General features: G+C 64.3%; 13 protein-coding genes and 3 pseudogenes. 4 read left to right on the forward strand and 12 right to left on the reverse strand.

The features are described 5' to 3' along the window. Positions 1-752 precede the first annotated feature (752 nt). Entirely contained in the window at positions 753-1,952 is a 1,200-nt protein-coding gene (locus tag VET27_RS13400; protein WP_526518818.1) for a sensor histidine kinase, read from the reverse strand. Positions 1,953-2,315: 363 nt separating this feature from the next. Then, positions 2,316-2,672: a hypothetical protein gene (locus tag VET27_RS13405; protein WP_526518820.1), complete on the reverse strand. Its 357-nt coding sequence runs from the start codon at positions 2,670-2,672 to the stop codon at positions 2,316-2,318. A gap of 594 nt (positions 2,673-3,266) precedes the next feature. Between VET27_RS13405 and VET27_RS13410 the strand changes: the two genes are divergently transcribed. The 3 genes from VET27_RS13410 (at position 3,267) to VET27_RS13420 (ending at position 5,447) form a co-directional block, all read left to right on the forward strand. Next, on the forward strand, positions 3,267-3,587 hold the full coding sequence (locus tag VET27_RS13410) for a cupredoxin domain-containing protein (protein WP_526518822.1): 321 nt from the start codon (positions 3,267-3,269) through the stop codon (positions 3,585-3,587). A gap of 164 nt (positions 3,588-3,751) precedes the next feature. Beyond that, on the forward strand, positions 3,752-4,546 hold the full coding sequence (locus VET27_RS13415) for an SDR family NAD(P)-dependent oxidoreductase (RefSeq protein WP_526518824.1): 795 nt from the start codon (positions 3,752-3,754) through the stop codon (positions 4,544-4,546). Between the two features lie 430 nt (positions 4,547-4,976). After that, the gene (locus VET27_RS13420) at positions 4,977-5,447 is read left to right on the forward strand and encodes a hypothetical protein (protein ID WP_526518826.1); all 471 of its coding nucleotides are present in this window, start codon (positions 4,977-4,979) and stop codon (positions 5,445-5,447) included. Positions 5,448-5,615: 168 nt separating this feature from the next. Here the strand turns inward: VET27_RS13420 and VET27_RS13425 are convergent, their stop codons facing one another. Both VET27_RS13425 and VET27_RS13430 read right to left on the reverse strand, forming a co-directional pair. Next, positions 5,616-5,894, reverse strand: coding sequence for an anti-sigma factor family protein (locus VET27_RS13425; RefSeq protein WP_526518828.1), 279 nt, complete (start codon positions 5,892-5,894; stop codon positions 5,616-5,618). Between the two features lie 599 nt (positions 5,895-6,493). After that, positions 6,494-7,261, reverse strand: coding sequence for an endonuclease/exonuclease/phosphatase family protein (locus tag VET27_RS13430; RefSeq protein WP_526518830.1), 768 nt, complete (start codon positions 7,259-7,261; stop codon positions 6,494-6,496). Positions 7,262-7,451: 190 nt separating this feature from the next. Between VET27_RS13430 and VET27_RS13435 the strand changes: the two genes are divergently transcribed. After that, positions 7,452-7,667 carry a hypothetical protein gene (locus VET27_RS13435; protein WP_526518832.1) on the forward strand — a complete coding sequence of 72 codons (216 nt, stop codon included), beginning with the start codon at positions 7,452-7,454 and terminating at the stop codon, positions 7,665-7,667. Between the two features lie 331 nt (positions 7,668-7,998). Here the strand turns inward: VET27_RS13435 and VET27_RS13440 are convergent. The 8 genes and pseudogenes from VET27_RS13440 to VET27_RS13475 form a co-directional block, all read right to left on the reverse strand. Beyond that, positions 7,999-8,314 (reverse strand): annotated as a pseudogene (locus VET27_RS13440) (CoA pyrophosphatase); the annotation flags it as partial. Next, entirely contained in the window at positions 8,311-8,670 is a 360-nt protein-coding gene (locus VET27_RS13445) for a hypothetical protein (RefSeq protein WP_526518834.1), read from the reverse strand. The pseudogene VET27_RS13440 and the gene VET27_RS13445, both read right to left, overlap by 4 nt. 115 nt (positions 8,671-8,785) lie before the next feature. Beyond that, positions 8,786-9,053, reverse strand: a pseudogene (locus VET27_RS13450) (IS110 family transposase); the annotation flags it as partial. 683 nt (positions 9,054-9,736) lie between these two features. Further along, positions 9,737-11,182, reverse strand: a pseudogene (locus VET27_RS13455) (phospholipase D-like domain-containing protein); the annotation flags it as partial. Between the two features lie 441 nt (positions 11,183-11,623). Beyond that, positions 11,624-12,088, reverse strand: a complete 465-nt coding sequence (locus tag VET27_RS13460) for a cupin domain-containing protein (protein WP_526518836.1) — start codon at positions 12,086-12,088, stop codon at positions 11,624-11,626. A 340-nt stretch (positions 12,089-12,428) separates the two neighbouring features. Next, positions 12,429-12,878, reverse strand: a complete 450-nt coding sequence (locus VET27_RS13465) for a hypothetical protein (protein WP_526518838.1) — start codon at positions 12,876-12,878, stop codon at positions 12,429-12,431. Between the two features lie 102 nt (positions 12,879-12,980). Then, complete coding sequence (locus VET27_RS13470) at positions 12,981-13,175, reverse strand: hypothetical protein (protein ID WP_526518840.1); 195 nt, start codon at positions 13,173-13,175, stop codon at positions 12,981-12,983. A gap of 128 nt (positions 13,176-13,303) precedes the next feature. After that, entirely contained in the window at positions 13,304-13,459 is a 156-nt protein-coding gene (locus VET27_RS13475) for a DUF6131 family protein (protein WP_526518842.1), read from the reverse strand. Positions 13,460-13,623: the final 164 nt, after the last annotated feature.

The following is a 13,623-nucleotide window of genomic DNA, read 5'->3' on the forward strand; positions in this document are numbered from 1 at the left end:
GGCCATTCTCATGTGCAAAGAGCGGGACAGCTCCTCGGTCCGATTTTTCCAAGTCATGACTGCGCCCGCAGGCACGGCTGACCCCTTCAATGCATGAAGTTCCGAGTGGATCGATGTCGATCGCCCCCTATGGGGCGATTGACGCCTTGGAAGTGTATTACGGCCAACAAAGACTGCTGCCCTTATACGCCATATTCGCGCATCGATAGAATGGTTTCGATTCCGAGGTAAATCGGCTTCGCTCGATCCTTCAGCGACTTGCGGAACGTCGTGAATTCGAAGGGGACATTGCCCTCGTCGAAGGTGACACTGATGCGCCCGTTCGAACTGACGTCTTTGGCAGCGATGGCTCGGTGATGGTGACCGTGTCATGCAGTTGGCAGTACCACCGCGCCGAGGGACGACCGGACATTCTTCGTCTCCGCCGCAATGCCGCCCGCAAGCGTGAACGGCTGCGGCAGGTAGCCGTCGCCGGAGCCGTGATGCTCGATCGGTCCAATTTGATCGACACCAATCTCGTCGGCGAAGGCTTATTCCGTTCGCGCCGTGTTAGCAGGGCGGCGAGTTCGTCACGGCTGGTCGCCCCGGTCTTCAACGTGGCCCAATAGATGTGGCTCTCGACGGTGCGACGACTCCGACGATTCTTGAACGATTCGAACAGTGTTTCCGCTGGCAAATCTGGAGCCGATGACGCGAAACGAATTCGCGTAATCAGCTCCGGACTTCGGCGCGATGTCGGTACCAAGACTTCTTCATCGAAGCGGCAGCTGTACCCGAATGTGGGTCCCGACGGCTACGTCAATGAACGTGAAGTCTCCGCCGGCGGCTTCGACTCGGGTTTGATGCGAGGCCAGGCCGATATGTCCCTCACCGAGGCGGCGCGCGGCGGTTTCGCGTCGTATCCCTATGCCGTTGTCGGCCACATCGAGCTGATACCCCTTCGCAGTGAGCGCGAGCCGTACCGATGCGTCAGTGGCCTGCGAATGCCGAACGACGTTGGACAGCAACTCGCGAGCCACTCCGAACAAGATGGGGTCGACGGTGCTGCTTCGGGTTGGGTAATCGATGTCGGTGACGATCGCGATGCCTGAGCGGTCCGCGATGAAGGAGGCCAGTTGTTCGACCGCGGCCCCCAAGCCGACCTTGTCGAGAACTGCCGGGTGCAGCTCGAAAGTCGCCTCACGAAGCTGCCCCGCGGCGTCTTGTAGGCCAGCCAACGCACGGTCCAGCGCCTCGCTTGGAGTTGTCGTGGCCAACTCGCGCAGCTCCCGGCGCGCGGCCAGCACGTCTTGTAGTGGTCCATCGTGAAGTGACTCAGAAACCCTGCGCTGCAACACTTCCGAGGCGGTCATGGTTTCGGCAAGCAGATCCTCCCGCAATGCCGTAAGGCCCGCGATAGCGTTGGCATGGCGCTGCTCTAGGTAGACGACCAACAAGGAACAGCAACAAAGGAATCCGTACATTCCGATCACGAACAGCGTTGGGGGCCATCCCAGCTGGTGAGTCATCGCGCGGTCCTGAAGCACGACGAACGCGAACGCCGCAACACTGAAGCCGAGCACGACAGTGGCTCGTCGCAGTGAGACATCGAGACCCACCATGATCGGCAACAGTGCGACGACCACCAACGGTATGTACTCAGCCGTCGATAGCATCTGAAATCCGATGAGCGCTGCGACGTCGATGATCGTGAAGAGGAATGATTGGCGCTGGCTCGTACCCAGTAGTGGGCTGACAGCAGGGGAGAATGCCAAGATCAGGGCGGATGCCGCCGCAACGACGTACAGCACGAGCACAACCTCTTGCCCTGGCCATTCGGCGTGCGTGGTGCCGACGAGCATCGCGCCGAGCATGAGCGCCACGACACCGATCCGCAACACCGATCCGATTCTGAACGAGCGCAATTGGTGTAGTTGGCGCACTCGGTCGAGATCGACGCCGCTCGTCACCACGCATCCATCCTAGTGGGCCTCGCCTGAGGCACGGACTTGGATTCGCCCGAGATGCCTTGTGTGCCCACCAGACCCCGTGATTGGGAGGCGCATTCGCGTGGCATCAGGGGAGTTCTCCATCTGGTGCGGCCGCGTGGCGTGCACCGCGAAGATGGTTCGTGGGACTTGCCGCGACTGTGACTGCGGGGCAATCATATTCAACGGCTGTTATAACGTTCAGGCCTTCCGTCTTGGCCGCGACAGGTATGTCGACACGGAGTTGGTCGGCCGCGCTCATGCAGCGAGGCTCTCCCCACACGCGCGGGGAGAGCCTCGATGTTCTTGCCCAGATGTGGTCGAGCGACTAGCGAATCGGCCGACGGGTCACTGCCGACGTCCGCTGGGGTTGCCCGCCTGGGTCGCCGGACGAGCCGGAGGAGCGACGCGCGCCACCTTCGTTGCCGGACGGGCTGCGGGGGCGGGGCCGCGCGCCACCTCGCTTGCGCGACGAACGGCGGGAGCAGCGACAGGCGCCACCTTCGTCGCCGGGCGAACCGCGGGAGCGCCGAGTGTCTTTGCCGGATTGGTCAGGGCGGGGGCGGTTGGCGCAAACACAACCGGCGCGGTGGGGGCAGCGTTGGCGGTGCCGCTCAGGCCGAGCGCGGCGGCGCCGATGATTCCGGCGCCGATGACGGTCAGAGCGGCGAATCGGGCGAACCGGCTTGAGACGGTGCTGATCATTGTGATTTCTCCTGTGTGAGATGGAATTACGAGATTCGCCGGATGTTCCGGCGACACAACAACTGTCTCGCCGCAAACCCGCTGTGTCTGTCGGGTGAGTGGCCATGCCCCTGGGGCCAAGCCCGAACTCGGCGCCCAACAAGCAAGAACTCGACGCGGAAGATGGGGTACTCCCGGGTGATCGATGCGAGATCGGCGGCGGGCTAGCGCTGAGTGATTCCCGCAGGCGGACCTGGGCGTTTTGCTCTTCCGTCGGCCCCGCGTCCGGGTGCTGACGTAGCTATGCCTCAATGGCCGACTCGCCGCGCTGGTGGGTACGGACGCAGCTCGTGCCCATACTGAGCAGATGCGATGAGTACGGGTCGGCATTCAGGCGGAGACTTCGGCTGGCGTGCCGGCCCGCCAAAGCGGGTACACCTCGCACGGGCTGTCGAGCTGATGGCCTGACTGCCATCGGATCGACCCGTACGAGAGGACGGCCAAACCAATGAGGACCCTGATCCTTGTGATCTCGTCACTCGTGGCTTTCGTAGCCTTCTGACCGCATGCGGCGGCAATGACCAATCATCGTCATCGGCCCCGGCGATAACGTCGATGTCGGCGCCGACAGCGACGCCCGCCCCGCCGCGCGCAGACATCGTCATCTCCAAATTCGCATTCAGCGTGCCCGCGCCGGTGCGTCCCGGCCAACAAGTGACCGTCGTCAACGATGACGAGAACGCGCAAAGCTTGGTCGCAGACACGAACAACGCGTTCGACGTTCGGGTATCCGGTAGCGGAGGCATCTCGACCTTCACGGCCCCCACGACACCCGGAGCGTATCGATTCCACTGCAAGTACCACGACGGCATGCGCGGCACCCTCACCGTCCAGTGGGCCAGACCAATGCGCCGCACGATGGCTTGCGCGGTCTGATCGACTTGCGTGGTTTGCGTTCAGACCGCCACCACTTACGTCAACGTGTTTCCCGTCGCCGTGCGCAATTGTCTGCCAGCATCTTCCGTGTCAGCGACTCTGGTGACGACGTCGTGCGATAACCCTCGTTGCCGATCGTTCGTCTCGACAGGAGGAGCTCGGCAATGGCTGACCGATTGAGCGGGAAGGTCGCGATCGTGACCGGCGCCTCGAGCGCCGCGCCCGGCTGGGGCAACGGCAAGGCAACGGCCGTGAGATTCGCCCGCGAAGGAGCCAGAGTCCTGTGCGTCGACCGAAGCGGTGGATCCCGTGACACGGCGGAGTTCATCGTCGGCGAGGGTGGCGAGGCGCAGGCCTTCCAGGCCGACGTGACCGTGGCCGATCAGGTCCGCGACATGGTCGAACGCTGCGTATCGACGTGGGGTCGGATCGACGTCCTGCACAACAACGTTGGGGTCGACCATGTCGGTGGGCCCGTGGAGACCAGCGAGCAGAGCTGGGACGAGGTCCTCCGAACCAATCTGACCTCGCAGTTCCTCACCTGCAAGTACACGCTGCCAATCATGGAACGTCAGGGCGCGGGCGTGATCATCAACATGAGTTCGATCGCCGGCATCCGGTGGGTGGGTGCCCCGTCGATCTCCTACGCGTCGAGCAAGGCGGCGATAATCCAGTTCACCCAGACGGTGGCGCTTGAATACGCCCCGAAGGGCATCAGGGCCAACACCATCGTGTTGGGCGTGGTGCGTACACCGACCCTCGAGAGGTGGGTCGACACCGTCTCCGATGATCCGCAGCAGGTGTGGCGACACCTGGACGAAAGCACACCCCGGGGCCGCATCGGGGATGCCTGGGACACCGCCGGTGCGGCTGTGTTCCTCGCTTCCGACGAATCCGCCTACATCACCGGTACGACCCTCGTGGTCGACGGCGGTTTGAGCGCGACGATGCGTGTCTGACTGTTTACCCCCATTTTCGGGGCGGGCAGCGGGAAGTGCTCGGCGGACGCCAAGGCGTTTCAACTGTTTTTCGTGGAGCCGATGACGGGAATCGAACCCGCGTATTCAGCTTGGGAAATCGATCCTGGACTATTTCCGGTCCCCACCAGTAAGCGGAAGGTCATCAATAGTCGGGGGTGCGGCGCAGTTCAGCGGCACTATTTGATTGACAAGCGATGACCTTTGCTGCCTATCGGTCTAGCTCGAGAACCCCCAGCTCACGGCCAAACGACGGTCGAGCGCAGCAAATGCCGCGAGTCGAACCGATTCTCGATCTACCGGGCAAGGCGTACGAGTAATTGAGTCGCGCGAGCGTTCGTCCGGCAGCGCAGAGACGGATGCACGCCATCTATGCGCAGCGACCGAAGCACTATGTCACCGTGTCTATGTGATGGATGACCGCAAGGACGTGGGGCTGGCTGAACTCGCAGCCTTGCTCCGCGAACGAAACGCACTCGATGCACGCTTGGGACGATTGCTGAATCGACCCGTAAACACCGGGCATATCGGAGAGTGGATCGCTGCTCGGATCTTCGGCATCGAGCTAGAGAACGCAGCGAACGCGGCGGGTTACGACGGCCGCTTCATGACCGGCGACGCCCTCAACGGTCGCTCTGTCAACGTGAAGGCATACACGAAGCATGAGGCGATCCTCGACATCAATCTGAGCGCTCCGCTGGATTACTACCTGGTCTTCACCGGCCGAAAAGCGGCTGGGGGATCCTCTCGGGGCACCCTTCGGCCGTTCTTGGAAGGACTGAACGGAACGATGACCATGGCGAGCGTCATGATGATGCTGATGCAACCACCCGAGTTCGATACCGTCTACGTCAACGTCTCGTGCCCGCCGAGCAACAATTGAGGCGCACCCGCGGGGTTGAAGACGGACGAACTGCCTCCGAGCAGACACTCACCGGTGTCGGCCCGCCCCCGCCCTGACAGTCGGCCCGTCGCGTGAGCGTCGCGATGTTCGAGGACCCGGCGTGTTGTGTTGCGGCCGCGGTGCGGGGGCACCCGTTGATGGTTGTTGTTAACCCGAGCCGGCGGTTGCGGCGAACGCCTCGAGCAGTCGGGCGCGGAAGGCGGCATGGAGCTGCTCGTGAGCGAGGGCGCCCACGGTGGCGACGGTGACCCGCAATTCTTCGAGATAGGCGGCGCAGCCGTCGCATCGCTGCAGATGCTGCTCGAATCGCTCCCGTGCAGCGGTGTCCTGCGCTGCGTCAAGGTAGGCGGTGACGAGCTCGACCAGTTCCTGGCACTGCGCTAACGCCGGGGTCGCGTCACAGCGTTCGAACAATTGGGTACGCACGACTCTCGTCGCTGCTGCTGCAGACTGATTGCGGTCCAGCGGACCAGCCACCGTAGTCCCCGCACAGGCGCGGCGACTACGCCGGAGATGGCGACAGAAGCTGGACAACCTCGCGCAGCGGCTCAGGAGAGGTCGCGATTTCGCCGATGAAGGGGTGCGACAGTTCCACGACGAGAAACAGTTCGGCGGCTACAAGCACACTGAGGGTCGCGACATCGTGGAGTGCATCGCGGGTCCCTCGACGCCGTAGAGGATCGCGCAGCCAAGGAGCAGCCCGCAGGTCACGAGTCAGCATGGACGGCTGTCCCTTGTGGCCCTTCTCGGCCTCGTCGATCGGGGCGGCGGCGACGCCGCGGCCGCGTCGCAACGACGACAGAAAGGACGCGCAGATGGAACCCACCACCGACCGCGACCAGGAGACCGGCGCCGCCGCGACGGCGGGCGAGCAGCTCGAGCTGTTCACCGCCGCGGAGCTGGGAAAGCTCTGACCGGCACGGCGGGGGAGGACGTGACAAGCGCTCTCCGCGCCGGCGCCAGCCGCGCGTAACCCGTTACCCGGGTGTTCGCTGGCCAAACTGCGCGGTACGAGGACCGGGACGTCAGAGCACGTCGACGTCGACGACCAACGGGCGGTGATCGGAGAGCAGCGCAGGTGGTGCCATGCAGTTGCGACCATGCAGCCCGGGATGGTCGGTGAGGATATGGTCGAGTTGACGTTGCGGAACTTTAGCGGGAAACGTTGTGGCGCTTGCCAATGCGCGCATCCGTGACCACCTCGCCGCCGGACCGGGGGGGAGATTGAGATCGCCGAGCAGCACACGCGGTCCCGGGAGTCCGCGCATGTCGTTGACCAGCCGGCGCAATTGCCGACGATTCCACCCGGGCACGAAGGACAGATGGGTATTCGCGACCGACAGCGGCCCCAGCGGGGTGTCCAGTTGGGCGATAATCGCGGCTCTGGGCTCCTCGTCGACGACGCTGACGCGGTTGGGTTCGGGCAGATACATCGGGAAGCGCGTGGGGATTCGCGGCAGCCGGACGACCTGCCAACTCGTTGCCGGGAAGCGCGACAGCAACGCGATTCCGTACGCTGCCGTGCCCGGCAACTCCTCACCGGTGGCCGCGATCCAGGTGGCGCCGGGCGTCCCGGAGATCGCCGCAACGAAGCGATGTGTGACTGCCCCCATCGCTTCAGCCGCCACGGCGGTCAGGTCGGCGCGACCCGACCGATCCTGGTCGAGGTCGACCTCCTGCAGCGCGAGCACATCGGGATCGAGCCTGCGCACGCACGCGCGCAACCGGTCGAGATCCACACTTCCGTCTTCCACGGTCCTGCCGTGCAGGATGTTGAACGTCGCAATACGCACGGGTATCAGTTACCCACCGAAGACTCCCCCAATAGCAAAGCAGCGCCGTAATGCTTCCCCGTGTGAGCAACTGCGCAGCGCCTTGAAGACCTCAACATCGGCGCACCTCCCGTGTACTCACGTCCTGGGTGGATCAGGATGCCCGACCTGATGCGGACCGAAACGCGCATGCTTTTCCACGATACCGCGGGTGCTAATCCCGCGGCAGGAGAGGGGCACCGTGCGTACCGAGTTTCACCGGCAACTGCACGCGCTCAACGCCGACCTCGCGCGCATGTGTGAATCGGCGGGCGACGCCATCCGGTGCGCCACGCTCGCTCTACTGACAGTCGACCTCGACGCGGCGAAGGGGGTGCTGACTGAGCTGGAGATCCTGGCCCGCCTGCGCCTCGAGGTTGACGGTTGACCGTACGGCGCTCGCGGTGCTGGCGCGGCATGCGCCGGTGGCCAGTTACCTACGTATGTCATGGGCGCCGACCACATCAGCTCTGATGCAGATGGAGGGGCGGACTCGCCGCTCATGGCGGCCCGCATCGTTCGTCGACGCTATCCAGCCGCCGTCCTTCCCCACGAAGTGGTTGGCTAGTTCTCCGAAATGGGCAGTCTCGCCATCGATTTGGCCGAGGAAGCGGCCGTGGTGATCCTCGAGGGAGACCCGGTGCAGGGCAAGCAGGATCCGCGATGACGACGAGGCGATGAACGACATTCACCACGGCGATGTCGCCGCGGTGGACTCACGGTGATAGACCACCGCCTGGCAGCGCCCATTGAGCGGAGTGCGACGAGAGCCGAGATGTCCTGCGACACAGCAAGAAAACAGCACCGCCCGAGACATCGATCATCGGGCCGTCGGGATCCTCCGACATCGGCCGCCCGGCGATCCAATCGTCTACCGGCGCCGGATCGATTCGATCCTCCCCGAGGTCGGAGTCGACCACCACCGCTGCCACGGCCGCATGCCGCTTCGTCGGGTCGGTCACCACCTTTCGGTCGTGGCTCGCCGATATTCGCCCTGATCCGCTCACACAGCACCTCGCCGTAGCTGATCGTCACGCGGTGATCCCGACCGCATTGTCGAGGTGCTGCAACAGGTCGTGGGCCGCGAGTTCGACGGCCTTGTGCCGCCACTGCGACGCCCGGTACACACACGCGATCAGCGCGGTGCGGTGGATCCGTCGAAAGTCGCCGTAGACAAAGGCATACCGCGCCTTGGTGGCGTCACTGGCGCCCACGGTCAGACCCAGGTACCACTGCGCGTAGTCGTCCCAGTCATGGGATTCGAGATAGGTGTTTTCTGCGTCCGCTCCCGGCTGCACCTCGCCCCAGTCGCTGTCGAGGACGTACTGCTTCGAGTCGATCAGCCCGTGTGCGCGTGCCACGGCGGCTTCATTTACGTCGTACTTGGCCATCGCCCCATTATCCAAGCCCACGACATCCGCGCGGTGGGTTCGATCGCATGGAAGCGGGTATCGCCGATCGAGACGACGAAAGACATCTCACGAAGTTAAGAGTCAAGCCGCGAGCATGGCGTGCCCGGTAGCGCGACGCGGCCAGCGGGTTGATCGGATAGAACGCCCGTCCGGTTGCGCGCAGCGCCGCCACCCACAGGCCGCGATCAGTTTCGATCGCGACTGGGATCGGAGTCCGGGGTGTCGCCAGCTTCGGCCAGCAGGGTCAACATCTGCGCGAAGCCGGCCGCATCGTTGTCGACCCGTCACCGCGTCACCACACGCCCGTCGTCGTCGATGACGGCGATGTCGTGTTCTGTGGCCCAATCTATTCCGCAGTACAGAGGCAAGGTGTCATCACTCCTTCGATCGTTCGGTCGAGCACGAACCTCGGCGGGGTCACGCGGCTGCCCTAATCGCGGACTCGAAGGTCCGTCATCTCACTAGCCGTCCGTGACTCCATCACGCCGCAGGACCTCGTTGCGTCGAAGAGCTCGAAGCCCGGGAACATCCCTCGGGAGGTCGACCCTGCGGCGGGCTCGGGCAACGGCATCCCACCACCACACCACGCGATCTGCCGCCAGGCGCGCCGTTCTTTCGTAAGACGTCGAACGCGGGGACACCTCGGGCATCACCGGGCGGCAGACCCGTCAGGAACAGAACCCGGTCAATACGACGGGTAACCCATCCCTACTAAACGATTAGGTTGTCACGACATGCCGCACGAGTTGCAGGGCCGCGCCTTTGCACTCGCAGCGCGGGTGCGCGATCAGTCGCTGACGTGGTCGGGGTCGGTCAGTTCAGGGGCGTTCTCCCGAGTCGCAATTCCGCCTTCGCGGCCATGGTCGGCGGGTCCGGGCCGGCCGCCCTTCGGTTCTTCGGTCTGCTTTCCATCCGACGTGGGTTCTCTGCTCATGGGTCGCTCCCCAATCCGCGGGTCTCTTACCCGATCTGGGAGCGCGTAACGCCACCGTATCGCTTGCCGGAGGCTCTGCGCCGGCTGTGAGCTCGGTGGCCCCTTGGTGAATCCTTCTAGCCACCGCTGAACGCTCTTGGCGAGCGATCTGGGCACGTGGTCGGGATCCATCAAGTCGTTCTCGGCGAGGAGGCTGGCTTCGTCGGCAACGGTGTCCTGGGTGAAACGCCGCAGAGTCCGTCCGTCGCCGCGAAGCGCTTCTACGGCGCGAAGGAACGACCCGTGCTGCTCAACGGCACTTCCGAAGTCATCTGGTGCGACACCGAGATGTTCGCACACCAGCTGATTCCGTACCGACGTGATCATCTCGCGAATGTCTGCGTGCTCCGAGGAGTCCGGCTCGGCTTCGACAGCCACATCGCACTCGCTGTCGAATCCCATCGACCGGTTGTTGAGGTTCGACGAGCCGATCCGCAGAAGCCGGTCGTCGATCACCATGACCTTGGAGTGGACGTAGATCGGTGAGTCGGCGTCGGTGACCGGCCAATAGACGGCAAACCGCTGGTGGCTGTCCGCGGCCCAAAGCACCTGCAGGACCCGGTATCTCGCGCTGTCCATGGACTGTTCTTCAAGACGGCTCTCGGAGTTGCGCGGCATGACGATGACGATCTCCGGGCCGTCGGACTCCTGGAGTCGTTCGGCCAGCGCATCGGCGAGCCTGCGTGAGGCCAGGTACTGGTTTTCGAGGTAGATGGTGCGGCGTGCCGCCGCGATCGCCGCCAGGTTGAGCGTTTCCACCTCGCGGACCTCGGTGCGGTCGCCCAGCTCCGGCAGGGTGCGCGCCACGGCGACGTCGACGTTGCGCAATGCCGGCTCCAGCCCGGAGGGCCAGATCGCCTGGCCGACGTCCAGTGGTGCCAGCGTCAGCCCGGTCGCGGAGTGCCACCTGTCCCGGGCCACCTCACTGAGTGCTTCGGCGGCAGCGGCGTCCATCACGGCGCCGACCTCGTGTCGCGGCCCGTAGGTGTCGCCAGCTGCGCGACGGAACCGACTGTAGTCCAAGTGTTCTGATGTGTCCCAGCGCTCGAGGGTGAGGTCGATGCCCCCGCAGAACGCCACTGCATCGTCGATTACCACGATCTTCTGGTGGTGCACGGCGCCAGTCGGGTGCGCCCCGTCCATGGCGAAATGGAGCCGCTCGCCGCCCAGCCAATTGAGGAGCGACACCGGTGTGTAATCACCCCAGATACCTTCGAAGGCCGGCAGAAGACGCAGGTTCGACCGCAACAGGTAAATCTCGAGGGTGGGCCTGAGCCGCACCAGGCGACGAAGGAAGGCGCCCAGCTGGTTGGGGCCGGGGAGTGTCTTACCGCCCTGTTCGAATGTCATCCGCATATTGAAATCCCAACCGATCAAAATGATGCGGTGTTGGGCGCGCAGCATCGCCGCTTTGCAGTGGCGGAAGTAGTCGGCGCCGTCGACGATGTAGGCGAACCGGTCAGCGCGCGCTGTTCGCCGGCAGGTGTCGCCCGGGATCAGCAATCGATCGCCGCCCATGTCAGGGCGTGAAGTGGACGCCATGGCTCCGTTCCGACATAGCGGTGTGTCTACCACATGTGCGAACCGCCGACCGCTGCCGATCCCGCAGGCCGACGCCGAGGAGACAAATATGTAGGTGACCGGTTCGCGGTGTGCTGTCGCCACTTGCTCATCGGGTGGCAAATCGGGCGACAGCCCGGCACGCGGTAAGCCCCACACCGTTGGAAGAATGGCCCAAACCGGGACGCATGGACCTGCGCGATTCGGGCACCGTGAGGCGCTGCGGTCCACCGCGGCTGAACGAACCGCGTCAGGCTGCAGGTTGCGTGGCCGAGGAAACGGCCCGAACCCGTCGGTGGCATCGACTTCAAGCAGGAGCCGGAATCCCACCTACCTGCACATCTGCGCGCCGCGGACCGGCTCGCTGTCGGCAGGTTCTGGTCCGGCGGGCGGCTCAGTTCAGGCGTGCTGGTCTGCAACCTGGTCTGGTTGAACGGACCAGTCGGCCGGTTCGTCGTCGGTGTCGGTGTCGGCGACCGCCTTGGTCTGGTGCACCTTGCCCGGTGTGTGGTGCTGCGGCGCGTAGATGGTGTAGACCTGCATGGGCTCGTCGCCGATGTTGGTGACGTTGTGCCAGGTGCCGGCCGGAACGATGACGCACCAGCCGTCGGTTACCTCTTGGTCGAAAGTCAGTTCGTCCTTGCCGGGTCCCATCTGGGCTCGACCACGGCCGCGGTCGAGCCGAATGAACTGGTCGGTCTCACCATGGTTCTCAAGTCCGATGTCGCCGTTGACCGGAATCGACATGAGGGTGACCTGCAGGTAGTTGCCGCTCCAGGCCACGGTGCGGAAGTTCGGGTTCTCCAGCGTCTGGGCCTCCAGGTTGAACGCCTGGGGACGGGGACCGATGTCTGCGATGCTCATCGTTTGACCGTAGCCTTGCCCGCTGAGCCGCGCCAACGCGCCCGCATATGCACGTTCGTCGCGAGTTCCGTTGAGGTGCGCGTGTTGCCTCTGACATCTTCTCACGCGACGGGGCTGCTCTCCGGTATCAGTTCCAGGTTGCCCCTGGCGGGGGTAATGTTGCGGCGCAGCGTCACTCCGCATCGATCACTACGATTCCGACGCTCGGCGGTGCTGGTGCTAGTCATGGATTGGACGCCGCAATCGGACTCAGACGACGTTGCGCCGGCATAGACAGCTGCGTTGCCGCAGCACTCTCGATCGGCGATAACCCAACCCCGGGCGTCGGCGGTTCGCGGCGTCACCCGGCCCTGGGCACCGCTGGTGGGCCTTGCTTGCCGGCGGAGGTTCCTGGAGGTGTTTCGCTCGTTTCGGAGTCTTCTCGCGGCGTGTCGCTGGCTTGCGAGTCCGGATCGATCTTGTCGGCGCGCGCAAACTCCTGGTTCACCTCGTCGCGGGCGGTGGCCACGTCGCTGCGACGTACTTGCGCCTGGTGTTGTAGGCCCTTCGCGTGGGCTGCCTCAGCCTCGGCCTCGGCTTGAGCGGCGCGGCCCTTGGCCGCGGTCTCGTCGGCGAGCGCTTCGCGTTGCCCCACCTTGTGGGATTGCGCGACGGCTTTGTCGCGGATGTCGCCGGCTTCGACCCGACGGTGTTCGGTGCGTTTCTTACGCGCGAGCCACGCGAGTGCGGCGATGAGCAGAATTGCTACGACCGCGACGACGACGATCAAAACGATAGTGCTGGTTGCCATGTCGGCTCCTTGGTTTGGTTGAGCATGGTCGATGGGTTCATCGGTGGCGGGGTGGCTGTGGTCACGGCCACTGCGTCGATTGCGGAGCAACGCGGTGCGTTGTCAGCTGGGTTGGGGGACGTTGCAGTTCGTCACTTTGGGGTTGACCCCGAAGTAGTTCAGGGGTCCGGCGATCACGGTCACCGCGATCGTTCCGGCGCTGGCACAGGTTTGTGAAGCGTGGGTGAAATACCCGCGCTGGCCGGCGCCGCCGACGACGAGCCATATGAGCACGAGTAGCCCGACGATACGCGTCATGTCTGTCTCCTTGGATAGTCGACTTCCGGGAGGCCCGAGGGGCGAGTGGTGAAGCGGGCGAGGGTATTCGCGTTGGGGCGCTTCATGTGCCGTCGAATCGGATCAGCCGCGTGGTTGCCGGTGGCCGGTCAGTAGTAGTGGCGGCGGCCACCGACCGCGTGTCCCATCGATCCCAATATCCACAGCACCGCCCCGATGACCAGGAGGATGATCCCGATGGTCCACAGGATCGGGATACCGAACACGAATCCGGCGATGAGAAGAATGATTCCGAGAATGATCATGGCGTTTCCCTACTTTGATATCGGGCTCTTCCGGCTTTTACGTGGGTCCGGCTTGGTTTGACGGGTGGTCAGCGGCAGGATCTGCGGCATGCGCGACATCGAGTTGTACCGCCATCTGTTGGGACTGGAGGCTCCGTGGGAGGTGGGGCGGGTCGAGTTGTCGG

This window comes from Mycobacterium sp., from assembly GCF_035633495.1.
Taxonomy (GTDB): Bacteria; Actinomycetota; Actinomycetes; order Mycobacteriales; family Mycobacteriaceae; genus Mycobacterium.

Excerpts from the sequence above, each read along its gene's own strand:
- VET27_RS13405 (WP_526518820.1), bottom strand. The coding sequence starts at position 2,672 with ATGATCAGCACCGTCTCAAGCCGGTTCGCCCGATTCGCCGCTCTGACC.
- VET27_RS13410 (WP_526518822.1), top strand. The coding sequence starts at position 3,267 with ATGTCGGCGCCGACAGCGACGCCCGCCCCGCCGCGCGCAGACATCGTC.
- VET27_RS13415 (WP_526518824.1), top strand. The coding sequence starts at position 3,752 with ATGGCTGACCGATTGAGCGGGAAGGTCGCGATCGTGACCGGCGCCTCG.
- VET27_RS13420 (WP_526518826.1), top strand. The coding sequence starts at position 4,977 with ATGGATGACCGCAAGGACGTGGGGCTGGCTGAACTCGCAGCCTTGCTC.
- VET27_RS13445 (WP_526518834.1), bottom strand. The coding sequence starts at position 8,670 with ATGGCCAAGTACGACGTAAATGAAGCCGCCGTGGCACGCGCACACGGG.
- VET27_RS13460 (WP_526518836.1), bottom strand. The coding sequence starts at position 12,088 with ATGAGCATCGCAGACATCGGTCCCCGTCCCCAGGCGTTCAACCTGGAG.
- VET27_RS13465 (WP_526518838.1), bottom strand. The coding sequence starts at position 12,878 with ATGGCAACCAGCACTATCGTTTTGATCGTCGTCGTCGCGGTCGTAGCA.
- VET27_RS13470 (WP_526518840.1), bottom strand. The coding sequence starts at position 13,175 with ATGACGCGTATCGTCGGGCTACTCGTGCTCATATGGCTCGTCGTCGGC.
- VET27_RS13475 (WP_526518842.1), bottom strand. The coding sequence starts at position 13,459 with ATGATCATTCTCGGAATCATTCTTCTCATCGCCGGATTCGTGTTCGGT.